Consider the following 22555-nt stretch of genomic DNA (forward strand, 5'->3'; position numbering starts at 1 on the left):
GTCGTCAAGGCCTAATCCTAAACAATAATATAAGTAGTAACTTACCACGAAAAGCCGCCCTCCGTCAACTTCACCGCCTAGGGCCGACCGGGTAAACTATGCTATAATGATTGAAATTCACATCCGAAGGACTGACAATTCATGAATATTAGAAACATTGATCATCTAACCTTAACCGTTGCCGACATCGAGCGCTCCATTCGTTGGTACCACGAGGTCTTTGACCTCCCCATCATCGAATTTGGCGACGGTCGGCGCGGTGTCAAGCTCGGCAAACAAAAGATTAATTTCCAACAGAGTGACACGCCCCACCTGCCCGTTGCCAAACACCCAACGCTTGGGAGCGCGGACTTCGCCATCATCGCTACCGACCCCTTGGCCAATATCCTGTCCCATCTGACCAACTACGCGGTCGAAATCGTGGACGGTCCTCTCCCTAAAGAAGGCGCGCTCGGTCCCATGACCTCGGTTTACGTGCGCGATCCGGACGAGAACCTCATTGAAATTGGGAAGTATGACCGATAAAAAGGGGGTCTAAGGACGGCATGTCTAAATTTCTAACAAATGGTCAACGCATCATGGACTGGTTGGTTAAGTGTGCCCGCTGGGTCGGTTTTCTAATTTTCTACCTCTTCGATTCCTTCCTGTTGGGGCTCGCAACCGACATGGTCAAGCACGGTCAACCGGGTCAAGTCAATCAATTTATCGGGCTGACACTGATTGTCGCCGCGTTAGTTCTGGGGGTCATTACCTGGCGCTATCAACGCCAACTGGCGGCGAACAACCCCCGACATTTCGGCAAGCAACCACTGAATGCCAAACGCTTATGGCAACTGCTCGGCCTCTTCGCCCTGATGATGGCCGTCCAGTTCACGTGGAACTACCTCATCCACATCCACGTGCTCAGTAGCCCGGTGAACCAGGCTCTCATTGATAAACAGGTGGTGCAGTTACCTCTGTGGAACCTGGCGTACTCTATCCTGTTTGCCCCAGTCATCGAGGAGCTGATTTTCCGGGGAATCTTCTTGAACTACTTCTTCAAGAAGGATACCCGCCTGATGAATTTCTTGGGGGTCCTCATCTCCGGGACGATCTTCGGTGCGCTGCACGTTCCTAGCCTCTCCATGACCTGGCTCATGTATTCCACGCTGGGCTGGATTCTTGGCTTCACGTATCTCCACTTCAGGGATATCCGCTACAACATGGCCCTGCATTTTCTGAACAATGCCATGTCATTACTTTAAAATGAACAAGAGAGTGGGACAGAAGGCGGTTAGTCAATGAGCATTAACGTCGATAGACGAATAATCCCGGTTTTGGATTGTTTGTCTATCGGGGTTAAGCGGAGTTGACTGCCTTTTGTCGCACGTTTCTGCAATATACGTTCGGAACGCACGAAGGGTCTGAGACTTTTGTCCCAGGCCCTTTTGTGTTGCCATTGCTACTCGACCTCACTTTTTATTCCGCAAACAATTTCATTAATTGGTTCTGTTCCAGTTGGTCCTTCTCCGCACCGCGAACGTCCAACTTAATCTGGCCATCTTGAACCATGACCAGTCGATTGCCGTATTTCAGCGCATCACTCATCTTATGGGTAATCATCATCGTCGTTAATCGATGTGTGGTGACAATCTCTTGGGTCAGAGCCATCACCTGCGCACTCGTCTGTGGGTCTAGCGCGGCCGTATGTTCATCCAGCAACAACAGGTCCGGCTGACTCAGTGTGGCCATCAATAATGACAACGCCTGCCGCTGACCGCCGGACAGGTACTTCACCTGTGTGCTGAGCCGGTCTTCCAGTCCCATATGCAGCGTGGCCAACAGTTGGCGATAACTTGCCTCCTGCTGCGCATGCCGGTATAGCCCCAGACTCATGCTGCCCGTGTGCTGACTGGCTAGCGTCAGGTTCTCTGCCACGCTCAGCTCACCGGCCGTCCCCAACTTAGGGTCCTGGAAGACACGTGACAGCCACTGAGCTCGGTAGGCCACGGACTTTTTCGTCACGCGATGCCCGGCCAAGGTGAGTTCTCCGGCGTCCACCGGCAGCGTCCCCGCGATGGTATTCAACAGTGTAGACTTGCCGGCCCCATTATTACCGATAACGGAAATGAAGTCGCCCGGTTCAATCGTCAGGCTGACGTTTTTTAACACATGTCGTTCATTTGGGGTCCCGGGAAAGAAGACCTTCTGTAGATGCTGGACGCTTAAGACTGCTGATGGACTGGTTTTCATTTTGTTCGACTCCTATCTGTTTGAGGTAACGCTTCAACTGTTGCCGCGTCCGATACTTGTTCCGAATCAGTGGTAGGCAAATGACCACAACTAAGATGCCGGCGGATAAAATCTTCAAATCATCGACGGGGAAGCCTAAACCCATCGCCACCGTTAATAAGTAACGGTAGATGATGGCGCCCAGGACCATGGCCGAGAGCCGTAACCAAATCTGGCGCCCACGGAGGAAGATTTCCCCCACCAGAACGGAGGCAAGACCAATCACAATGGTCCCAATACCCATCCCAATGTCGGCATACCCATTGCTCTGCGCAATGAGGGCCCCAGACAAGGCAATACAACCGTTAGAAATCATGTAACCAATAATCACCATGCGATCCGTGTGAATCCCATTGGCGGAACTCATCGCGGAATTATTCCCGGTGGCCATCAAGGATAGCCCCAGCCGCGTCTTGAACAGCCAAATAAGGAGTGCCATGACCACGCCGGTCACGATGAGACCAATCCCGATGGTTTGTCCATCTAGCGTCCAACTCATGGGTAACCGATCCATTAAGACCTTCTGACTCAGGAGCGGCACGTTAGACTTGCCCATGATATGCATGTTCACGGAGTACAGACCAGTCATGGTCAGAATCCCTGCCAGTAGTGACGGCATGTGTAGCTTGGTATCCAGCATCCCGGTCACCCAACCGGCGAGGCAGCCGGCAATAAAACCGGCAATGGTGGCCGTCAGGGCCGACTGTCCTTGAATCATCGCGTGAACGGTAACCGCCGCTCCCAAGGGAAAACTGCCCTCGGTCGTCAAATCAGGAATATCTAAAATACGAAATGTAATAAACACACCGATCACTAACGGCGCCCACAGGAGGCCCTGACCAATACTGGTGATTAACATAGTTGTTACCCCTTTCTCTGCGCCTAAGGCTCTTTAATCTGACTCGTTTGCATCCCAATGGCCTTCGTGTTGGCCTTGTTAACATATAAGTGAAGCTTCTTGGATTGTTCAACCGGCATGCTCTGAGGCTTCTTGTGGTTAACCAAGACGTCATAAGCCATCTTCCCGGTCTGCTTACCCAAGTCGTAGTAGTTAATGCCGTAAGTTGCCGTCCCACCATCTTCGGCCATTTCAATTGAACCGGTTACCACGGGAAGCTTGGCAACCTTCGCCTTCTGACCAATGGTCTTCATCGCACTAGCCATCAAGTTATCGGTTGGCAGGTACAGACCCGAAATCTTACCGGTTAGGCCGGCCAAGACACTGGTCACGTCGTTGGTGCTCGTCGCGCTGACAACCTTCAGGTTCAGGTGGTGCTTCTTGGCATAGGCTTTAGCCAGGTTCACCTGTAGGACTGAATTTTCTTCGGATGAGTTGTACATAATCCCTAATGGCTTGTTGCCCTTGGACATGCTGGCTAATAGCTTTAATTGCAGGCCAACCGGCGTTAAATCACTGGTCCCACTGACGTTGGTTTGGGGCTTGGCATTTGACTTCACCAGTCCGGCGGCCTTCAAATCGGTCACTGCCGTGACCAGGGTAGGCGTGGTGGTGGTTTTCTTGGCCAAGGCCTGGGCAGCCGGTGTCGCAATCCCGACTAGCAGGTCGTTCTTTTGCCGAACCAATTGTTGGCTCATGGTATTGAGGTTAGCCTGGTCGCCCTGAGCGTTTAAGTAGTGATACGTGACCTTGGTGGTCTTGTGATGGGCCTTCAATTCTTGATTCAGGCCGGCCTTGAACCCCTGGCGGCCTTCATCCAATGACCCGTGTTGCACCACCTGTAAAATCCCAACGTTCAGGTTATCCTTGCCCGAGGCTGACTTGCTGGAACAACCGGCTAAAACCAATCCCAAACTCATTAACGCGAGACCACTCATAAGTAATTTTTTCATTCTCAATTCCTCCAAGGTTATGTTGTTGACCGTTGCCATGCGGTCCATTTTGTATCATTAAATGTCAAATGACCCAATGGTCAATTCAACCAATGTCAGCAATGACTGGCCGGTGTACGGGGTGTGAGTGATCGGCTCACCTCAGTGACTGGCCTGAAAAAACAAAAAAACACCAGATAGATTCAAAGTAGAATCTACCTGGTGTTTATCGGGCCCGATATTATTTCTCCAGATAGATTTTACCCGTATCTATCTGGCGCTAAGTCATGCTTAAAAACTTTAGCTAATCGATAGATACGAACGCATTTGTGCGGCGCGTTCGTATCCAACGGTGTGAATACAAACGCTATCTAAAGAAAAAGCTAAAGGCAAATTGGTTATTTAAATGATTAAGGCTATTCGATTTCATAATGGCAAAATCCCTTTCATTTATCAATTTACAAGTCTAAGTAAAACATTAAAAAATAACCATGTCAACCCCATAATCTCATTTATTTCTCATTATCCAAATTGAGGAACTGCCGGTAATCGGCATTCCAGGCCAGCCCCATGGCGCCATCCCCCACGTGAACCCCGAAGCTAGGCCCAATGGTGGCGGACTTCAAGGTCACGGCTGGTAGCTCCGCCTGGGCCCAAGCCAACCATTGCTGAGTCAGCTCTGGCTGGTCGGCATTCAGCACCGTCACGGTCAGCTGAGTGGCGGGGTGTCCCTTAAGGCTAGCCGTCAACCGATCGAACAGATCGTGCCAGCCACTCTTCATTCGCAACGAGCTCCCTGCCACACGAACCTTCCCCGACGCTTCAAAGACCAGCAAGGGCTTACCGGCCAGCAGTTGCGCATTAGCCGGGCCCCGACTGAGGTTCAGATCGCCGGTTCTCAGTAATGGCTTGATGGAATCCACCACAAAGCCTAGCTGACAAGTGGCCCGTAGCGCTGCCAGTCGTTCCAGAATCGTTGGCACATCGAATCCCTTGGCGACCAGAGCCGCCGCTAAGCGCGCCTGTTCACCCATTGGCGTTAACACACCGCGAGAATCCCACGGCCAAATTTTCACGCTGGTCACATTCTCTGTAAAGGCGCCTAAGGTATTCACAAAGCCGGAAATGCCCTGCGAGGGGCCAATGATGATCACGTCGGTCACGCCCTGTTTCGCCAAGTCGTCACAAGTTGCAGCAATCGTCTGCATGGAAATCTGCGGTGCCGTGGGAATCATTTTCTCTCCCTTACTCAATCGCACCAACCGATAGTAGTCCGCGGTACTCAGATCTTGGTACTCGTGGTACTGCCGATTGCCAAACATAATCGGTGCTGGTAGCAATGTGATCTGTCGTTCCGTGGCTTCATCGAAGTCAATTCCTGCCGAAGTATCTGTCAAAATTGCTATTTTCATGGAGCGACCTCCCTTAACCAATCACCGCGAGAACTTACCTCACAGTGATTGGTTTTTCAGTGTTTGTGAGCCAACTTGACACCGTTGTAACCCGTTATTTACCGTCCAGTATACCAAAAAAAGTCAAAAGATGGTTGACGACTTTTCGGCAATGCCTTACACTAAATTTATTCGATTCGGAAGGAAGGAAAGTTAGATGCAAATGTCTGCTTACAAACTTAATGGACGTTGGCAAAGCCGGTAATCAAGTCGTCATCGTGTAGATGCGACTTGAGCTCCCAGAGCGATTCTCGCATCTGCGCCGGCTAACTTTCTGATGCAATGGCCCGCACGGATGTTTATTATCCGGTTTGCGGGTCTTTTTCTTTGGGCGCCCAGCCGGTCTGGGCGCCCTTTTTGCCGCACCGACCATTCCAAATTAAGTGAGGTTGATTAGAAATGAAACGAATGTACAGTCTCATCGCGCTATTATTAATTTTTCTCGGATTCGCTTTTGTTAAGGAACAGCATCAAACCGCCGCTAAACAAGCGGTCCCAACGGTGGGTATCCTACAATTACTTTCCCACCCAGCCCTCGATGCCATCCATAAGGGCATCATCCATGGCCTCGCCGAGGAAGGCTATCACGTCGGCAAAAACGTCAAGATTGACTTTCAGAATGCTCAAAACGACCAAAGCAATCTGAAAACCATGAGCGCGCGGTTCGTCAACGAAGATGCCGATGCCATGATCGGTATTGCCACCCCGGCGGCTCAAGCGTTGGCCAACGCCAGTTCCAAGACCCCCGTTGTCCTGGGGGCCATCACGGACCCCGAGGGGGCTCACTTGGTTAAGAGCAATGAGCATCCCGGCAACAACGTCACGGGGGTTTCCGACCAGGCGCCCCTCAAGTCGCAGCTCCAGCTCATCCAAAAGATCATGCCACAAATGAGGACGCTGGGCATCATCTACACCTCATCAGACGATTCCGCAACAGCCCAATATCATCAGTTCGCCGCATTGTGTAAAAAGGAACACGTTCGCCTAAAGGCCTATTCCATCGCCAACACGAACGACCTGAATCAAGTAGCCCAAGAGATGGTGAGCCAAGTCGACGCCATATACGTTCCTACCGACAACACCGTCGCCAGTGCCATGCAAACCCTTGTCGCCACCGCAACGGCCAAGAAAGTTCCCGTCTTCCCAGCCGTCGACACAATGGTCAAGGCTGGCGGGCTGGCAACCCTCAGCATTAATCAATATAAGTTAGGGGTTGAGACGGGTAAGATGACGGCCGCCATTCTGAAGGGCAAGAAGCCGGCAGATACCCCAATCCACTTCGAGCGAACCGGTGAGATGACGGTTAACCTGTCACAAGCCAAAAAACTTGGCATTACCCTGCCAGAATCCGTCATTAAAGAAGCCAAAGAAAATGGGGAGGTCTTCAAATGAGTTTAGCAGTATCCGCAATCGGGCAAGGCCTACTCTGGGCCGTCTTAGGGGTTGGGCTATTCCTAACCTTCAGAATCTTAGATTTTGCCGACATGACCGTCGAAGGGACCTTTCCATTAGGCGCCGCAACGGCCGTCGCCGCCATCAGCAATGGCATGAATCCGCTGTTAGCCACCCTCTTAGCCTTCGTGATCGGTGCCATCGCTGGCCTCATCACTGGGTTACTCTACACTAAGGGTCACATCCCCATCCTCTTGGCCGGCATTCTGGTCATGACCGCCTGTTACTCCGTTAACCTACGGATCATGGGCCGGGCCAACGTTTCCTTATTAGGGAAGTCAACCCTGTTTAAGAATCACTTCCTGGCATCACTACCCCAATACTTCGACAGCGTCGTCCTGGGGATCTTGGTCATGGTGGTCATCACCGCCATCGTCATCTACTTTCTCCAGACCGAAGTTGGCCAAGGGTTCATCGCCACTGGCGATAACCAAACCATGGCCCGTTCCCTCGGAATTAATACCGACAACATGAAAATCATGGGCCTCATGGTCTCAAACGGCCTGATCGCCTTTGGTGGCGCCCTGGTTGCTCAAAACAACGGGTATGCCGACGTGAACATGGGCATAGGCATCATCGTCATTGCGCTGGCCTCAATCATCATTGGTGAAGTGGCCTTTGGCGACCTCACCCTTAACCAACGACTCGTGGCCGTTAGTCTCGGGAGTATCCTGTACCGTTTCGTCCTGTTATTAGTCTTGAAACTGGGCTTCAGTGCCAACGACCTCAACCTGATTTCCTCAATCATTCTGGCCATCTGCATGATGTTGCCGGTCTTCAAGAACATCCTGAACTTCAAACACATCTTGAAACGGGGGTTGGATACCAATGACTAAACCATTACTCGAATTAAAAAACGTGGTGTTAAAGGTTAATCGCAACACACCCGAAGAAATAACCATCCTGGATCATCTTAATTTAACGATTAATGATGGCGACTTCATCACCGTTCTAGGGTCTAACGGGGCCGGTAAATCGACCCTCTTCAATGCCATTGGGGGCGACCTCAGCATCGATAGCGGGCAGATTCTACTGAATGGCAAGGACATCTCCCACGAATCCGTTGAAAAACGAACGCGCTTCCTCGCGCGGGTCTTCCAAGATCCTAAGTTGGGCACGGCACCACGGATGACCGTTGCCGAAAACCTCTTGCTGGCCGAGCGGCGAGGCCAACACCGCAGTCTGGCTCCACGGCAACTGAATCGACAGCTTGACCGCTACAAGGAACTCACCACGACCATGCATGATGGCCTGGATCAGCGATTAACGACCGCCACTGGCAACTTATCAGGTGGACAACGTCAGGCACTTAGCTTCTTGATGGCCACCCTGAAGCGACCCGAGATTCTGCTTCTCGATGAACACACGGCGGCATTAGACCCCCAAACCAGCCAGGATCTGATGCACCTGACTAACGAACGCGTGCAGTCCGAGGCGCTGACCTGCCTCATGATCACTCACCATTTGGAGGATGCCTTGACCTATGGCAATCGGCTGATTGTGTTGCACCACGGCCAAGTTTCTTACGATGTTGCCGGCGCCGAAAAGGCCGCCCTGACTAGCGAAAAGCTCTACAGCTTCTTCGCCGAAATCGAGTAGTGGCCATGGAGATTGTGATTTCAAGTGCCCCGTTCAACCGGGCCGCCGCCTTGTCGTTGCGTCAGGCCATCTTCGTCACCGAACGAGGCATCCCCCGCGATATCGAGTTCGATGACCGCGATACGCCCGATCGGCTCTACGTGACGGCCTACCAGACACCCGACACGCCCATCGGCACCCTGCGGCTTGAACCCCTGGCCGACCACCAGATGCGCTTTGGCAGAATCTGCACCAGCCGGATCCTTCGTGGGCAGGGCGTGGGCACCCAGGTCTTAGGTGCCGCCGAGAAGTGGGCCCGCGAACATGGTTACCTGACCGGCATCGTTCATGGCGAGGTCACCGCCGGCCCGTTCCCTGAGGATGGCGCACCCGTGGTCGTCTTACAAAAAAGTCTCGATTAATTTAAAAGTCAGCTCTCCAAGCATTAGCTTAGGGGGCTGACTTTTTGTTTACTTTAAATGCTAATATCCTGACCATTTCGTCGATAAACTCATTTGTTCCACCACTCAGCATTACCGGCTTGATATCTCGATACCTAGTAAGTCTTAATCAATGCCTGGGTGCCATCGTCGCCTAAGTGGAAGTCATCGACCATGGTCTCATAGAGTTGCTTAGCCTGTTGCGTCGCCGGCAGCCTAAGGTCCATCCGGTCGGCCTCATCTAAGGCAATTCGCAGATCCTTGAGAAAGTGCTTGGCAAAGAAACCTGGCGTATAGTCTCCCCGCAAGATCCGGGGAACATAATTATCCATGCTCCAATTGTCGGCGCCCCCACTACTCAAGGTCGCCAGCACCTGGGGCAGGTCCAACTCGGCTGCCTTGGCATAAACTAACATTTCAGTCAGACCGGTCATGGTACCGGCAATCATAATCTGATTGGCCATCTTCGTGTGCTGGCCCTTCCCGGCCGCACCAAAATAATTCACCCGTTGGCCAATTTGTTGGAACACGGGAATCATTTGATCATAGGCGGAACGGTCACCGCCCACCATGACCGTTAGCGTGGCATTTTTAGCGCCAATGTCCCCGCCGGAAACCGGCGCATCTAGAGACTCCAACCCGCGATCGTGGGCTTCTTGCGTCAATTTAACGGCCAAGGCCGGGGTACTTGTCGTCATATCAACCACGATACTCCCAGGCTCCGCGCCGGCAAAGATGCCATCTGCTTGCGTATAAACCGCCTCGACGTCTTGAGGATAACCCACCATGGTCATGATAAGTGTTGCCTGGGCCGCCACCGCCTTAGGAGAATCGGCCCACGTTGCCCCGGCATCCAGGACCGTCTGGGCATGAGCGCGAGTCCGGTTATAAACGATGACCTCATGTCCAGACGCCAACAAGTTCATGACAATTCCGGTACCCATGACGCCCGTCCCAACAAACCCAATTTTCATACAGCATCCCTCCAATTGCTCACTTTAATTCATGGTACCACGGCAACAAAAAAAGATGGCCGCAGCCATCCCGGTTAATTATGATTCAGTTGATTTAGAAGGTTCATCCTGCTTAGCCCGTGTCCGTCGACGTTTGCGAATCACGTGAATAATTAACGTGATCACGATGGCCCCGACGACCACCACGCCAAACAACGCCGCCGGAATTTCAATATCGATTGCTGGAATTGAGATAAATAACTTAACGGCAATTAGCCCAATCAGGATGTAGGCCATCGGCTCCAGCTCAGGAATCCGTTGCATGAGCTTCATGATGACTTCGGCAACCCCCCGCATCGCGAGAATCCCAATTAGCCCACCAATTAAAACAATCACGGGGTTCGAAGAGATGGCCAGTGACGCCAGGACAGAGTCCACAGAGAAAATGATATCCATCATTTCGATTTGTAACACGACCGACCAAAACAGCGGCAAGAGCCGATGTTTCTTGTCACTCACTAGCTTCCGGGTATGCTTAACCCGCGTCCGCGTAAAGAACTGTAACACCAAGTAAGCCAGGTAAAGGGCACCAACCACTTTGATTTCCCAAAAATGAATGAGATACGTTCCCAATCCAATAATGATGAACCGAAAAATATAGGCACCCCAAATACCGTAAAACAATGACTCTTCGCGTTGCTTTTGTGTTGGTAATGATTGCGTTTGCGCGGCCAGGACCACCGCATTATCGACGGAAAGTAAACATTCAATCATGACCAAAGAAAAGATGATTAACCAGTCGTTGCCTGAGGTAATCACAGTTTCCCAATTATGAAGATCAAAGAATGGCCCATACATTTGGCCTAAGAAATGTAGCAATGCTTGGTTCAGCTCCTTAATAACTAAATTTATTTTTGACTAGTCTACCATATCTCCAGATAACTTGCGACTCATTAAGTCAATCAAGCCGCGATCCTTTTAGCCTGTTAGTAAGTTCACTTATCTCGTTTACAATTTAAATTATTCAATTTGTCACTGAAATGCCATCATCCTGTTACCCCTTCGCAACCAAAGCGCGTTAAGATGGGGCTACTTTATGGGGAATGGATGATGATTGTGAAAAAAATCTTGATGTTGGTTGGCACGGCCATGGCTGTCATGAGCCTCACACCAGCCATGACGGCTCACGCTCGCAGTTACTTGACGATTACGTCAAGTCAGAAAACAAGCTACAACGCTCGCTTCGTCAGTCAGGGGAGTCGGAACGATGGTATTTATTACTACGCGCCCTACTACACCCAACAGTCGGCGAAGACACGCGATGCCAGTGGTAAGAACTGGCAGCATCGTTTCGTTCGCGTAACCCAGACCGCCAAGCTTTCAAATGGCGCCACCTTTGTTAAATTCTCTTGGTACGGCAAGACGATTGGGTGGGTTGACCAGTCAGCGTTACAAAAGTACAGCCGCTCACAGAATGCGGCGGCCCTGATGAACAGCGCCCACTTCCAGGGTCGGGCGCTCCTCTTCAACAACTTCACCAAGGGCGCCAGCCACATCAGCTTGGGCTACGCCGATGCCACCACCAAAACCGCGACCAATAATGCCACGTTGTTTCCCATTGCCTCCTTACAGAAAGTCATGACGGGAGCCATCATTGAACAGCTCGCCGCTTCAAAGAAGCTGTCCCTAAACAACAAGTTGAGTAAGTATTATCCCGGCGTCAAGAATAGTAGTCGCATCACCCTTCGTCAACTACTTAATCACCGTTCTGGCATCAATATGGATGAAACGACGCCTGGAACACTCTTAACCTCTCAGGCTGCCGAGATCAACTATACCTTGGCTCAGATGAAGGTTGCGGGTAACGGCGCCTACAACTACACGAACGCCAACTATACCCTGCTGGCCGGCGTGGCTTCCAAGGTGACCGGCCAAACCTATGACCAGCTGGTTCAAAAGCGAATTATCAAACCACTTGGTCTCAAGAACACCTATTCCTGGAACAACCTACCTGCCAATAGTTCCGTTGCCAGTGGCTATAAATTTGCCAACGGGAAAAATTATCAAGCTAAGAACGTCTCACAGAAGCTCATGTCTTCCCTGTTGGGAGCTGGTAATTACTATTCCACGCCAGAGGACTACTACGCCATTCAAAAGGGCATTCGTAATGGGAAGATCCTGACTAAGAACCAGTACTACGACCTGGCGAACGACTACAAGCTGAACTACGCCGGGGGACTCTACCACTACAGTGGCGGAATCAAACGTGTCCGCGGATCCTTGAGTGGCGGGGGTTACAATAACCTCCTATACGGATCAGAGGGTAACAAGAAGGGCGTCATTCTCTTTGCTAACCAAAGTCCCACTCGAAACATCGATTCATTAGGAAAAACACTTTATGACCTCGCCCGTTATTACAACGAAAATTAACTAAAAATGACCAGAATGGCATTCCGCCGTCCTGGTCATTTTTTAGTTTTACGTGTCATACTCGTTAAGGTTATAGGTCGCAATCACGTTGGTTAACTTCTTCGCGTATCTCGGGTCCGTCGCGTAGCCATTGGCCTGCAACAACTTGGCCGCCTCCTGATAGTTCGTGACCGTCTGCTTAAAATAGCTTCGTTTTAACAAAGCATCATGATCTAGGATGGCCGCCGTCAACGATGGATAGTCACGGAAATTAGCATTCACCTGAATCTTCTTACCATTAACGTATTCGGTCGTTGGGAACGTCTTGGTCCGCCCTTCATAACTCCCCTTAACCCCAAATGGATTATTGGCTTGAACAAAGAGTTCTGAGGTCCCCCAACTCGATTCAAGAATGGCCTGGGCAATCACAATACTGGGCAATACCTGCCCGTTCTGCCGGTAAACCCGGACAGCCGGAGCGGCCATCTCCTTGATAAACTTGCGCTGGTTTTCCGACTCATTATCGGACGATGAACTACTGGTATTGGTCACCGTGGCCCGTTGAAATTCTGTTTTTATTTTTCCCCGCAACATAATTCCGCTCCCAAGGACCAAGAGGACCATCACAAAGATCCAGGTGGCGGTGGCAGGGTTATTTTGACGGCGTTGTTTTCGACGACGCTTTGGCACCCGGATCCCTCCAATTTCAGTTATAATAGATTCAATTATAGCCAGTTTCTAAACGCAATACCGATTATTCTGTAAAAGCTCAAGAAAAATTAATCTTTTCGAAAGGAGGAGCCCCGAATGTTCCTAAGTAGCACCATTATTCTTCTATGTATTGCTGCGCTGGCTAACTTCTGGCAACCACGCGGATTGGCCAGCCTGGTCACCACTGGTCTTTGTGGAGCCGGGATTACCCTGCTGGCCACCATCTCTCATCACCCCTGGGCCCATCTCATCGGTGCCATCGGCTGGACCGCCATGGGCCTCATTGCCCTGATAGGTGTCGGCATTTTAGCCCTGATTCTAATTGCCCCCCACCGGGTCGTTCGCAAGCATGAACGGCTGACCGTCGGGGTTCTTCTGATCGTCTGGGCGGCTGTCATTCTCAACATTGGCTGGGTCATCAGCCTCTTGACGGACCGCTTTGACTTTGAAATTTGGGAATGGCTTACCTTCGTTCCCGTGTTCACCTTATACATTGGCCTGATCTTTGGTGCCAGCCTACTTGGGGTGATGCGCGCTTGCATCATGCACAGTCGCCAAGCGGATACGATCGTCATCCTGGGCGCCGGTCTGCTCCGCGGTCATCATATCGGCCGGGTACTCGGTAACCGGCTACGGGCCGGCCTACGATTGGCCAACCAACAAAAAACGCCACCCGTCATCATCGTGACGGGTGGCCAAGGACCGGATGAAACGATGAGTGAGGCAGCGGCCATGGCCGGCTTCCTGAAGCGCCAGGGTTACGATGACCAGCGAATCATCTTGGAAGACCGGGCCACCAACACCCGCACCAATCTGATCAACAGTCAGCGGTTATGGCAACGCTTGCCGCATGGCGGTGGCCGGGTCGTCGTGGTAACCAGCAATTATCATCTGTTTCGCGCGGAGTACCTAGCCAATCGGCTAGGCCTCGTGGTCGGCGGCTACCCTGCCCCCACCCGACCAACCTATCTGCCGCTCGGTTGGTCACGCGAGTTTTTAGCCATTCTCATGCTCCATCCCCGGCTTCATCGGGGCGTCCTACTTGCCCTGATCACCGTCAACCTGCTCTGGATGCTCAGTTAAGGCTGGTCGCCTGCAACTCGTTTTCCAGTGGATAAAACCTGGCATCGGTCCAAGTCAGCATGTCCGGGGTTAACCGTAACTTCACCAGGTCGAGACGATTATAGGGTTGGAAGTAATAGGTTAGCGACTCACAGCAAGTAGCCGCCCGATAGACCGAATAAGTTGGCCGATACTGGCGACTCTTCGGCACGGTGACACTGTTTAATAGGTGCCAGGCGCTGACAATCCCAGCCGCCTCATCTGCTGGCAGTTCCGCGCGTTCCTTATAGTAGGCAGCTCGGACAAACCGGCCCCCCGGTGTAAATGAACTGCTGGGAACCGGCTTGCCAGAAAAGCTGCCGTTGCTGACACGCGGCGCATTCAATGGCAACGTGCCCGCTAAAAAGTCATCGGTGTAATTGACGTAGTCGCCCAGTCGTTCCAACTGGCGTTCAAAGTCTTTACTGTTCGTGACCACCCCCAACGGATTGTCACGAACCTTCATTGGAAAATGCGTAGGCTCGATCACAACGGTTCGCCCGGTGCGATCGGCGACGGCGAAATGCAGCTCTGCCTCACCAATATTATTCACGGCATACCGATTCGTCATGAGTTGAATCTCAGCGATATGGGCCTCGATGTCGTCAACCGAGGCAAACCGACCCAACAAATAAAATGAAAACTCGTACGGCGCTAAGTGAACCAAACCTGGCGCCGGTTTTTCGACTAACCGCGACCCATTAGCGAACGTGAGTTTCTGGACGCTAAGTCCCATCTCGTTCACACCATCGGACACGTCAATCTCATCGTCATGAGCACCACCGCCACCGATCATGGCGTAGCGGTTGGTGTACCGCCGATTATCATAAAGACTTGCCCACTGATATTGTCGGGGCACAAACAAGGGCTGGACCGCCAAGCGGTGCCAGTCCATGGTTCTAGCTAGGATGTGCTGGCCATCCTTCGTGATTTGTAAGATACTCGTACACATGACCCGTCCTCCTTGCCCTAGGCTGGGCTATTCTTTCGGATCAACCGCTGTCAACAGCTGTTCCACACTGGCAGACCGACTGGCCTTAGCCGCCGTTAACAACGCCTGAAAGCGCCGGTCAATCTCTGGCGCCGACTCCCGAATGGCCGAATCGGCCGAAACCGTTGCCGTAATCTGTAAGTAAGCGTACATAACTTGACTCTGATCGAGGCCGGATTCTTGGGACAGCTTGGTGGCCAATGCGTAACGATCCCCCGTCAACATGGCAGCAAACGGACTTTGATAAGCTTTCTTTGAACGCATGTGGATTCCACCTTCCTTTTTGTAAGTCACTTTGACTTTACTTTAACGGCTTAACCATTTAAGTCAACTAAAGAGTTTCTTAAACTTTCTTAAATCGGCGAGAATCAGTCCAGACATCCGGTCATTATGGTAAAATTAACATTGAACTGCACCCTGCTTGCACGGCGGGAATTTCATTACATAGAGAGGACTCAGATTACATATGCAAGAACGGATTAGAAAGCTCCATCATAACCGAATTTTTGCACTCGTATTCTGGTTAGTTGTGGTCTTTGCGGCCATCGTCACTTTACCAAATGTGAACACTATCATTCAGTATGACGGTCAACCACAATTAGCGAATACGAGTCAACCCGTGAAAGCGACCCAGATTCGCAATACCTGGGGTCGCAATCTTAACGGGACCTACACCGTCAATGCGGTCTTCAATAATCCCAGTGGCGCCCTAAATAACAAGCAATTGGCGTCCATTAACAAAACCGTTTCCGAACTACAGAAGCGTTCTAGTTATTATGGGATCAAGAAGATTACAACCATGACGAACACGCCTACCAGCCAACCTCAATTGTTCTCAAAGGACAAATCCACCGAGGTTGTCCAATTAGCCGTGAGTCATAATCAAGGCACGGTCCGTCAAATTTCCGGCCAATTGAAGTCTCAAATTTCAACAGTCGGCCTCAACACCTACGTCACCAGCCCCGAAATTGTCAGCGATGCTGCGAACCAGCACATCGCTTCCTTCACCTTGATTGTCATCATCATGACCCTAGTCTTAGCGTTGGTTGCTATGGGGATTCTCTTTGCATCAATCATTGCCCCAATTATTAGTTTCCTTGCTATTTTAATTAGTTATATCTCCACGCTAAGCCTGGCCACCAATTTAGCCTACCATTGGAACTTCGCGTATTCCGAATATACGCCAATCTTCCTGCTACTAGGCATTGGCCTGTTCACACTCCTCACGAATTTCTGGTTCTTCCGGGAACTTCGTGAACGCGTGGATGACGGTGCCGACAGTCAAGAAGCCACTTCAGCAGTCATCGCTAGCTTGGGTTACCGAGTGCTTATCAGCACCCTGACCTTAACGATCGCCTTTGGCGGCCTGATGCTATTCGACTTCTCCACCATTCGTGCCTTTGGCGTCTTGGGCATCGGTTTTGCTATCACCGGGATTGCATCGGTAACCTTGGTGCCCGTCTTTGCCGGTATGCTTGGTTCCAGCCTCTTCTGGCCTAAGAAGACTCGGCCACAACTCAAGGACCATAAGCTCTGGCATTCACTTGCCCGCTTCGGTCTCTGGCAACCTTGGATTGCCGTCTTGTTGGCCCTGTACCTGTTAGGACCCGTTGCCTTTGGATTCCATACCCGCTTAAACTACAATAACACCCAAGATATTCCCAATAACCAAGCCGTGCAGGGTGCGCGGGTCTTAAGTGCTCACTTTGGCCAAGGTAAATCGACGCCAGTGACGCTTTACATTCAGACCAATAAACGATTAAACAACCAAAATCAATTGTTTGAAATTGATAACTTGACCAAGAAATTAAAGGCACAACCAGGCGTGGCTTCGGTCACATCCGTTACCCAGCCCGGTGGTCAACCCATCACCCAATACTATGTCTCCAGTCAATTAAGTTCTCTCAACGAAAACTTGAATGGGGTCATTGGTCAACTAGGTACCCTACGCAAGGATCTCAAGTCCGACAAGTCCAACTTGAAGGAAAAGGACCTCCAGTCAGAGGTTAAGCGGCTTAGCAAATTGAGTGCGCAAACCAACAGTCTGGTCAGCGACAGCAGTACCCTCTCCGGCTCACTGCAATCAGCCCTCAGCCAATCCAGCGCTTCTGGTAGCAAGGCTTCCAAAAAGGTTGCCCGCTACATTAACCAGTTGAATGCGGTCAACGCCGAACTGAACAGTGCCGTGGGTACGATGTCGAGTTTATCTGGCGCGGCGACCACCACCAATACGGATGTTGGCACGGCCTCCACTAACCTCTCAAGTTACGCCTCCGGTATTAAGTCGGTTAACGATAGCTTGGGCACATCTCGTAAGCACGTGAAGGATATGCAGACCTCTTTGAACAGCATTTATGGTTACCTGGGTGGTCTCCAAACTTCCGAAGCTGCTAAGTCCCTATATCTTTCACCAACTCAGTTAGCCAGCGGTGATTTCCAACAATCCCTGGTCAACTTCACGGATGAAAAGACCAAGGCGACCTACCTAACAATTACCTTAAAGCAAGCGCCAAATGCTAAGGACACCACCAAGACTCTGACACACCTGCAAGACTTAACCAAGAGCCAACTTCGTGGGACCTCCCTGAAGGATGCTAAGTTAACCTACACGGGTCAACCGGTCGTGGCCAGCACCATTCAGCAACAATACCAACACGACTTACCACGAGTCATTGCCCTGGTATTCGGCGTCACCTTGTTACTCTTGATCGTCTTCAGTCGGTCAATCTTACAACCACTCTACTGGTTCCTAACCTTTGCTGCTTCGGCCTTAGGGAGTTTCCAGCTGACACAAGTCTTAATGCGGTGGTTAACCGGTAACAACGAGTTTAACTGGCAAGTCCCATTACTGGCATTCATTCCACTAACGGTTCTGGCCGTTGTTGAATTGACTCAGTTGGCCTTAAGCTTCCGACTGAACGACGCGCCATTACTCGACTGGCTCCTACCTGGCATCAACGAATGTGGGCAAACGATGCGGCATTCCATGTTCCTCGTTATTGCCAGCGTCCTCGGCCTGTTGGCGGCGGAATCACAGGTCTTAACGGCTGTTGCCCTGATTACCATCTTCACGGCAGTTATCTTCAACCTGTTATTACCACTCATGGCCGCCTCCTTCGGGAAGTTGTCCGTGATCATTCCTAACCAAAAGCCTTACCAGTTCCACCTTGGTAACGGTAAAGGTGCTCACCGTCGTGGTGCTCACGCGAGTCATGACGATTCTGAAGACTAACTTCAAGCAATAGAAAATGCGGTACCGCCTCTGTTGGCGATGCCGCATTTTTTTATGGCCTAAATTTTTAACGAACTCGCCGCCGATACAGGCGCCATCCAGTCACGCCCGTGGCCAACAAACAAATAACCAGAGCGACGATGAAGGACACCCGCATGCCAGCGATGAAGATCTCTGGGTGCGCCGGCAGGTACGCCGTCACCTTGTGACCGGCGTAATGAGTCATTGATGAGAACAGAACGGTCGTCGCTACCGAGATTCCGATGACCATCCCCAGTTCCCTGGCTAAGGCATTCACACCCCCGGCAATTCCCAGATCCTTGACGGGTACGGCGCTCATGACGATAGAATTATTGGGCGCCATGAAGATCCCGTTACCTAAGCCGACCAGGCCGATAAAGAACATGAAGATCCAAAGTGGCGTCGTCAATCCGGCAAACATATAGCCCACCTGACTAATGGAAATCAAGACGAGCCCCACAAAGGTCAATAGTTCCGGTCCAATCTTATCCGACACGGCACCCGCAACCGGGGCCACCACCACCTGAACGATGGGAAAGGTCATCAGGGCATAACCAGCATAGTTGGCGGCCAGCCCCCGGGCATTCTCTAGGTAAAATGGCGCAATCACGTTAAAGAAGAAGTTCGCGATGAAAATGAGAAACGCACAGAGAATACTGATTGAAAACTGCCAATTATGAAACAAGCTCAGTGCCAAGATGGGATCGGTCGCCCGTTGTTCCCACCAAATAAAACCGGTCAGGGTCAGGGCCGCAATGGCGAACAGGCCCAGGATGGCCGGCTGGGTAAAGCCCACCTCTTGGCCAATGAATACCCCGGCAAAGAGGCTCACCATCAGGAGCGCAAACAGGCCCGCTCCCCTCCGGTCGATGGGTTGCCGGGTAACGACCAGGTCATGAGGCAAGATGACTTGGCCAATCACGAGGGCGACAATGCCCACCGGCACATTGATCCAGAAGATATACCCCCAGCTCAGGTGAGCCAGTAGGATACCACCGATACCGGGTCCGGCAATGCTGCCCAGGGCCACGAAAGACCCAATCATGCCCAAGGCTCGCCCACGTTCACTGAAGGGGAAAACCTCGGTAATAATGCCACTATTGGTGGCCATGGTCATCGCCGCCCCAACGGCCTGAACCACTCGAGCAATCAATAGAAATGGCAGCCCGGCGCTGAAGCCACACAGGAGAGACCCGACTGTAAACAGCACCGACCCCAGCTTGAAGATGCGAATCTTCCCCCGACTATCCCCCAGCTTGCCAAAGAGTAGCAACAGGGAACAGATCACAATCAAGTAGATCGACACCACCCACTCGGCCTGATTCATCGGAATCTTAAGGTCCCGACTCATCACTGGCAAGGCAATGTTGACGATACTGCCGTCTAGCGTGGACATAAAGGTAAATAGGCAAATGGCAACCAGGATCCACCACCGATGACGCTGAATGATGGGGTTGTCAGTAAAGCTGGATTGTTTCACGTTCGTTACTCCTTATCGTTAACTCATTTTTTGGCATCAAAAAAGACCCACAAGTTCGGCCTGCGGGCCCGGTTAAATGTCTAATTAGGGGTGGCCGCCATCAGGTGCCGGACCTCGGCATTGGGGAGCAACCGATAGTGAACGCCACCCTCGTCCGGCAAAATCGCCAACAGCGTTTGCTCGGCATCGAAGGCCCCCAGGTTGAGTGCCATCTCGCCATCAATTTGTAACAAACCCTGTAAGCCTCGGGTGATGAAGCGATGAATCTGTTGCGCTCGCGTCTGCCGGTCGCCGGCCCGTTTGGCCGCCGCGGCCAGCGTTAAGCCTTCGTCCAAGAAATACTTAATCATAGAGACCTGGATAAACGTCTTGAACGTATAGACCCGGGCCTGCTTCTCGTCCGGCCGTTCCTGGGATTGAATGAGTCCCTTTTGTTCCCAGTACCGTAGTTGACGGGCCGAGACGCCAGTCATCGAGGCAATCTCACCAATTCGAAACACAAGGCGTTTGACATCAAAAACCTGTCGTAACTCATCTGAAAATTCCGCCATGACCGTCATCCCCTTCCGTGATCTTTTCATTATTTTACCAATATTTGCCAAGAAAAACCAATGGCTGTCATAAAAGTAACGTTTTGTTTAAGACATTTAATGGCATTGCAACTGGTCTGTTACACAACTGTCACATTACATTGGTATTCTTGAACTTGTAAAAATCATGAGGGGTGTTTATTAGAATGAAGAAAGTTATTAAAACAATTGCATCAATTGCACTAGTTTTTGTCGGGTTCGTCGCTTTTAACACCAGTAACACAACGACTGCTTCCGCCGCTAGCGACACGACTTACAAGTCCGTTTACAAAGTTGCTAAGGCTCACATGGGTGCCCGCTACTCTTGGGGCGCTACTGGTCCTTCTTCCTTTGACTGTTCAGGTTTTACCAGTTACGTTTACAAGAAGGGCGCTAAGATTAAGTTAGCCCGGACTGCCCAAGCGCAATACAACTCACTGAAGCACGTGACCTACAAGAACATCCAAAAGGGTGACTTGGTCTTCTTCGGTGGTAGCAAATGGTCCATTTCCCACGTTGGCTTATACGTCGGCGGTGGCAAGATGATCGATGCTCAAAACCGTGGTGTTGTTCGCGAAGCTGTCCACGCTCCTTGGTGGCATGCTGTTGGTTACGCCCGCGTCGCTGACGCTAACTAATTATTCATTGAACCTCATGATTTCAATTGAACGATTTAAATAAGTTAAACCGCTGTTCGCAAGTAATCGACTTGGAACGGCGGTTTTTTTGATCAAAAAGAGGCCAATCGCTGTTGGCCCCATTAACCCGAATGATTATTTTATTACCGATGACTGGCGGCATACTCGGCCGTCTGGTGTTCAATACCAGCCTCCATGAACGTCTCACCCACCGGGACGAACCCCAGTTGACGGTAGAAGTCCAATGCGGTGACTTGCGCATCCAATTCGATATGGGCCACACCAGAAGCCTCGGCATCGTGAATGATTTGTTGGATTAAGGTTCCCGCATACCCTTTTTTCCGGGCATCAGCCACCGTAGCAACCCGTTGAATCTTTAGGCGGTTGCCGGCCAACATGTCTAGCCGAGCCGTTGTAACCGGTTCGTCCGCCACATACCCGACGTAGTGCATCTTATCCTCATCGGTTCCATCTAGCTCCAGTTTGGGGTCAATCCCCTGTTCATTAATAAATACCGCCTTACGAATCGCTAAGGCATCGTCATAACAGGGATTCAATTTCCCCCACGCACGTCGACATTCCATTGAGTCGGCCTCCCTTAATCCTTTTGATTGTAACTTAATACCTGAACATCATCTGGCGTCAGTAATAGGGTCGTCACGCTGCCATTGGCTGGCCGGACGCTCAGGTCATACTTGCCTTGACCATATCGTTCCATCAGGCTCAACAGGGTATTTCCATGACTAATCAAGAGGACATTGTCACCATCCTTCAGCTTGGGTGACCGGCGAATCAGGTCAAACCCTTGGTCAACCCGATTCCAGTATTCTTGATTATCCTCCGCTTGATGGAAGGGATCGGCGGCCTTTAAAAAATCCTTCGCCTTGCCAATCGAGTACTTTTCCTCGATGGCCTTAAAGGTCGGGACTCCATGGGGCGCACCGGCAACATACCAGGCCTGTGCCATGTCGGTTCCCTCATAGTAGCCATAGAATTCCTCACGGAAGAATGGCGCCGACGTCAGCTCGGCAGCCGGGACACTGTGATTGGCTGCCAGAATCGTCTTAGCGGTCTGTTCCGCTCTGGTGGTGTCGCTGCAGTAGGCCGCGGCGAAATCGACGTCTTGGAGCCGTTTACCGGCATCTCTGGCGTCGGCCATCCCCGCCTCGGTCAGGGGTGAATTGCTCCACCCTTGTAACTTGTTATAAATGTTGAAATAGGTCTGTCCGTGACGCACGACATACAGGGTTATCTGCTTGTCCATCTCGTATTCCACACCTTTCCCATAAACTTATCTCCAGTTTACCAATTTTTCAGTCTGGTTGCCCCTATTTTCCCGTCCGGCGTTAAAGTTTTCCTAAACTTCGACTGAACATCGGTCCAACCACAAGGAGTTTGCTAACATGGAGAAGACCTGAAACACCGGTT

The 22555-nt window shown here is 51.3% G+C and carries 23 protein-coding genes; 10 read left to right on the forward strand and 13 right to left on the reverse strand.

Translation table 11 applies throughout. From position 1 onward, the window contains the following. Positions 1–141: 141 nt before the first annotated feature. Both EKM96_RS02470 and EKM96_RS02475 read left to right on the forward strand, forming a co-directional pair. A complete protein-coding gene (locus EKM96_RS02470; RefSeq protein WP_125639234.1) occupies positions 142–525 on the forward strand; it encodes a VOC family protein in 384 nt (127 codons plus the stop codon). A 20-nt stretch (positions 526–545) separates the two neighbouring features. Further along, complete coding sequence (locus tag EKM96_RS02475; protein ID WP_125639237.1) at positions 546–1244, forward strand: CPBP family intramembrane glutamic endopeptidase; 699 nt, start codon at positions 546–548, stop codon at positions 1242–1244. A gap of 214 nt (positions 1245–1458) precedes the next feature. Here the strand turns inward: EKM96_RS02475 and EKM96_RS02480 are convergent, their stop codons facing one another. The 4 genes from EKM96_RS02480 to EKM96_RS02495 form a co-directional block, all read right to left on the reverse strand. Further along, a complete protein-coding gene (locus EKM96_RS02480; protein WP_125639240.1) occupies positions 1459–2232 on the reverse strand; it encodes an ABC transporter ATP-binding protein in 774 nt (257 codons plus the stop codon). Further along, positions 2159–3130, reverse strand: a complete 972-nt coding sequence (locus EKM96_RS02485) for an ABC transporter permease subunit (RefSeq protein ID WP_125639243.1) — start codon at positions 3128–3130, stop codon at positions 2159–2161. The genes EKM96_RS02480 and EKM96_RS02485 overlap by 74 nt, the downstream gene beginning before the upstream one ends. A gap of 23 nt (positions 3131–3153) precedes the next feature. Further along, complete coding sequence (locus EKM96_RS02490) at positions 3154–4122, reverse strand: ABC transporter substrate-binding protein (protein ID WP_125639246.1); 969 nt, start codon at positions 4120–4122, stop codon at positions 3154–3156. 491 nt (positions 4123–4613) lie between these two features. Next, complete coding sequence (locus tag EKM96_RS02495; RefSeq protein ID WP_125639249.1) at positions 4614–5513, reverse strand: DegV family protein; 900 nt, start codon at positions 5511–5513, stop codon at positions 4614–4616. Between the two features lie 438 nt (positions 5514–5951). On the opposite strand from EKM96_RS02495, the gene trpX reads away from it, so the two are divergent. From trpX to EKM96_RS02515, 4 genes are read left to right on the forward strand one after another with little or no spacing between them, the layout of a single operon-like run. After that, entirely contained in the window at positions 5952–6944 is a 993-nt protein-coding gene (gene trpX, locus EKM96_RS02500; protein WP_125639252.1) for a tryptophan ABC transporter substrate-binding protein, read from the forward strand. Next, complete coding sequence (locus EKM96_RS02505; protein WP_125639255.1) at positions 6941–7840, forward strand: ABC transporter permease; 900 nt, start codon at positions 6941–6943, stop codon at positions 7838–7840. The genes trpX and EKM96_RS02505 overlap by 4 nt, the downstream gene beginning before the upstream one ends. Further along, positions 7833–8603, forward strand: coding sequence for an ABC transporter ATP-binding protein (locus tag EKM96_RS02510; protein WP_125639258.1), 771 nt, complete (start codon positions 7833–7835; stop codon positions 8601–8603). The genes EKM96_RS02505 and EKM96_RS02510 overlap by 8 nt, the downstream gene beginning before the upstream one ends. Positions 8604–8608: 5 nt before the next feature. After that, entirely contained in the window at positions 8609–9004 is a 396-nt protein-coding gene (locus tag EKM96_RS02515; protein ID WP_125639262.1) for a GNAT family N-acetyltransferase, read from the forward strand. Positions 9005–9138: 134 nt separating this feature from the next. Here the strand turns inward: EKM96_RS02515 and EKM96_RS02520 are convergent, their stop codons facing one another. Both EKM96_RS02520 and EKM96_RS02525 read right to left on the reverse strand, forming a co-directional pair. Further along, on the reverse strand, positions 9139–9996 hold the full coding sequence (locus tag EKM96_RS02520; RefSeq protein ID WP_125639265.1) for an NAD(P)-dependent oxidoreductase: 858 nt from the start codon (positions 9994–9996) through the stop codon (positions 9139–9141). Between the two features lie 78 nt (positions 9997–10074). Continuing rightward, a complete protein-coding gene (locus tag EKM96_RS02525) occupies positions 10075–10854 on the reverse strand; it encodes a TerC family protein (RefSeq protein ID WP_125639268.1) in 780 nt (259 codons plus the stop codon). A 231-nt stretch (positions 10855–11085) separates the two neighbouring features. On the opposite strand from EKM96_RS02525, the gene EKM96_RS02530 reads away from it, so the two are divergent. After that, a complete protein-coding gene (locus tag EKM96_RS02530; RefSeq protein WP_225417554.1) occupies positions 11086–12405 on the forward strand; it encodes a class A beta-lactamase-related serine hydrolase in 1320 nt (439 codons plus the stop codon). A gap of 48 nt (positions 12406–12453) precedes the next feature. On the opposite strand, the gene EKM96_RS02535 is transcribed toward EKM96_RS02530, so the two are convergent. Then, positions 12454–13074, reverse strand: coding sequence for a glycoside hydrolase family 73 protein (locus EKM96_RS02535; RefSeq protein WP_125639271.1), 621 nt, complete (start codon positions 13072–13074; stop codon positions 12454–12456). Between the two features lie 117 nt (positions 13075–13191). Between EKM96_RS02535 and EKM96_RS02540 the strand changes: the two genes are divergently transcribed. Next, positions 13192–14178 (forward strand): YdcF family protein, encoded by a 987-nt coding sequence (locus tag EKM96_RS02540; RefSeq protein WP_125639274.1) that lies wholly within the window; start codon positions 13192–13194, stop codon positions 14176–14178. Here EKM96_RS02540 and EKM96_RS02545 read toward each other — a convergent pair. After that, entirely contained in the window at positions 14171–15148 is a 978-nt protein-coding gene (locus tag EKM96_RS02545) for a choloylglycine hydrolase family protein (protein ID WP_125639277.1), read from the reverse strand. The two genes, EKM96_RS02540 and EKM96_RS02545, sit on opposite strands and share 8 nt — an antisense overlap. Before the next feature lie 27 nt (positions 15149–15175). Beyond that, positions 15176–15451, reverse strand: a complete 276-nt coding sequence (locus EKM96_RS02550; protein ID WP_125639280.1) for a hypothetical protein — start codon at positions 15449–15451, stop codon at positions 15176–15178. 202 nt (positions 15452–15653) lie between these two features. Here EKM96_RS02550 and EKM96_RS02555 point away from each other — a divergent pair, with 202 nt between their 5' ends. After that, a complete protein-coding gene (locus tag EKM96_RS02555) occupies positions 15654–18419 on the forward strand; it encodes an MMPL family transporter (protein ID WP_125639283.1) in 2766 nt (921 codons plus the stop codon). A 67-nt stretch (positions 18420–18486) separates the two neighbouring features. Here the strand turns inward: EKM96_RS02555 and EKM96_RS02560 are convergent, their stop codons facing one another. Then, entirely contained in the window at positions 18487–19920 is a 1434-nt protein-coding gene (locus EKM96_RS02560) for an MFS transporter (RefSeq protein ID WP_125639286.1), read from the reverse strand. Positions 19921–20000: 80 nt separating this feature from the next. Continuing rightward, a complete protein-coding gene (locus EKM96_RS02565) occupies positions 20001–20471 on the reverse strand; it encodes a MerR family transcriptional regulator (protein ID WP_125639653.1) in 471 nt (156 codons plus the stop codon). A 185-nt stretch (positions 20472–20656) separates the two neighbouring features. On the opposite strand from EKM96_RS02565, the gene EKM96_RS02570 reads away from it, so the two are divergent. Then, positions 20657–21127 carry a C40 family peptidase gene (locus EKM96_RS02570; RefSeq protein ID WP_125639289.1) on the forward strand — a complete coding sequence of 157 codons (471 nt, stop codon included), beginning with the start codon at positions 20657–20659 and terminating at the stop codon, positions 21125–21127. A gap of 143 nt (positions 21128–21270) precedes the next feature. Here the strand turns inward: EKM96_RS02570 and EKM96_RS02575 are convergent, their stop codons facing one another. Together EKM96_RS02575 and EKM96_RS02580 are read right to left on the reverse strand one after the other, a co-directional pair. Next, entirely contained in the window at positions 21271–21711 is a 441-nt protein-coding gene (locus tag EKM96_RS02575) for a GNAT family N-acetyltransferase (protein WP_125639292.1), read from the reverse strand. A 14-nt stretch (positions 21712–21725) separates the two neighbouring features. Then, a complete protein-coding gene (locus tag EKM96_RS02580; protein WP_125639295.1) occupies positions 21726–22391 on the reverse strand; it encodes a histidine phosphatase family protein in 666 nt (221 codons plus the stop codon). Positions 22392–22555: the final 164 nt, after the last annotated feature.

Source organism: Levilactobacillus tangyuanensis, from assembly GCF_003946545.1.
Taxonomy (GTDB): Bacteria; Bacillota; Bacilli; order Lactobacillales; family Lactobacillaceae; genus Levilactobacillus; species Levilactobacillus tangyuanensis.

Excerpts from the sequence above, each read along its gene's own strand:
- EKM96_RS02480 (WP_125639240.1), bottom strand. The coding sequence starts at position 2,232 with ATGAAAACCAGTCCATCAGCAGTCTTAAGCGTCCAGCATCTACAGAAG.
- EKM96_RS02565 (WP_125639653.1), bottom strand. The coding sequence starts at position 20,471 with ATGGCGGAATTTTCAGATGAGTTACGACAGGTTTTTGATGTCAAACGC.
- EKM96_RS02580 (WP_125639295.1), bottom strand. The coding sequence starts at position 22,391 with ATGGACAAGCAGATAACCCTGTATGTCGTGCGTCACGGACAGACCTAT.
- EKM96_RS02495 (WP_125639249.1), bottom strand. The coding sequence starts at position 5,513 with ATGAAAATAGCAATTTTGACAGATACTTCGGCAGGAATTGACTTCGAT.
- EKM96_RS02475 (WP_125639237.1), top strand. The coding sequence starts at position 546 with ATGTCTAAATTTCTAACAAATGGTCAACGCATCATGGACTGGTTGGTT.
- EKM96_RS02490 (WP_125639246.1), bottom strand. The coding sequence starts at position 4,122 with ATGAAAAAATTACTTATGAGTGGTCTCGCGTTAATGAGTTTGGGATTG.
- EKM96_RS02520 (WP_125639265.1), bottom strand. The coding sequence starts at position 9,996 with ATGAAAATTGGGTTTGTTGGGACGGGCGTCATGGGTACCGGAATTGTC.
- EKM96_RS02505 (WP_125639255.1), top strand. The coding sequence starts at position 6,941 with ATGAGTTTAGCAGTATCCGCAATCGGGCAAGGCCTACTCTGGGCCGTC.
- EKM96_RS02530 (WP_225417554.1), top strand. The coding sequence starts at position 11,086 with ATGATTGTGAAAAAAATCTTGATGTTGGTTGGCACGGCCATGGCTGTC.
- EKM96_RS02510 (WP_125639258.1), top strand. The coding sequence starts at position 7,833 with ATGACTAAACCATTACTCGAATTAAAAAACGTGGTGTTAAAGGTTAAT.
- EKM96_RS02540 (WP_125639274.1), top strand. The coding sequence starts at position 13,192 with ATGTTCCTAAGTAGCACCATTATTCTTCTATGTATTGCTGCGCTGGCT.
- EKM96_RS02550 (WP_125639280.1), bottom strand. The coding sequence starts at position 15,451 with ATGCGTTCAAAGAAAGCTTATCAAAGTCCGTTTGCTGCCATGTTGACG.
- trpX (WP_125639252.1), top strand. The coding sequence starts at position 5,952 with ATGAAACGAATGTACAGTCTCATCGCGCTATTATTAATTTTTCTCGGA.
- EKM96_RS02545 (WP_125639277.1), bottom strand. The coding sequence starts at position 15,148 with ATGTGTACGAGTATCTTACAAATCACGAAGGATGGCCAGCACATCCTA.
- EKM96_RS02570 (WP_125639289.1), top strand. The coding sequence starts at position 20,657 with ATGAAGAAAGTTATTAAAACAATTGCATCAATTGCACTAGTTTTTGTC.
- EKM96_RS02485 (WP_125639243.1), bottom strand. The coding sequence starts at position 3,130 with ATGTTAATCACCAGTATTGGTCAGGGCCTCCTGTGGGCGCCGTTAGTG.
- EKM96_RS02575 (WP_125639292.1), bottom strand. The coding sequence starts at position 21,711 with ATGGAATGTCGACGTGCGTGGGGGAAATTGAATCCCTGTTATGACGAT.
- EKM96_RS02470 (WP_125639234.1), top strand. The coding sequence starts at position 142 with ATGAATATTAGAAACATTGATCATCTAACCTTAACCGTTGCCGACATC.
- EKM96_RS02515 (WP_125639262.1), top strand. The coding sequence starts at position 8,609 with ATGGAGATTGTGATTTCAAGTGCCCCGTTCAACCGGGCCGCCGCCTTG.
- EKM96_RS02555 (WP_125639283.1), top strand. The coding sequence starts at position 15,654 with ATGCAAGAACGGATTAGAAAGCTCCATCATAACCGAATTTTTGCACTC.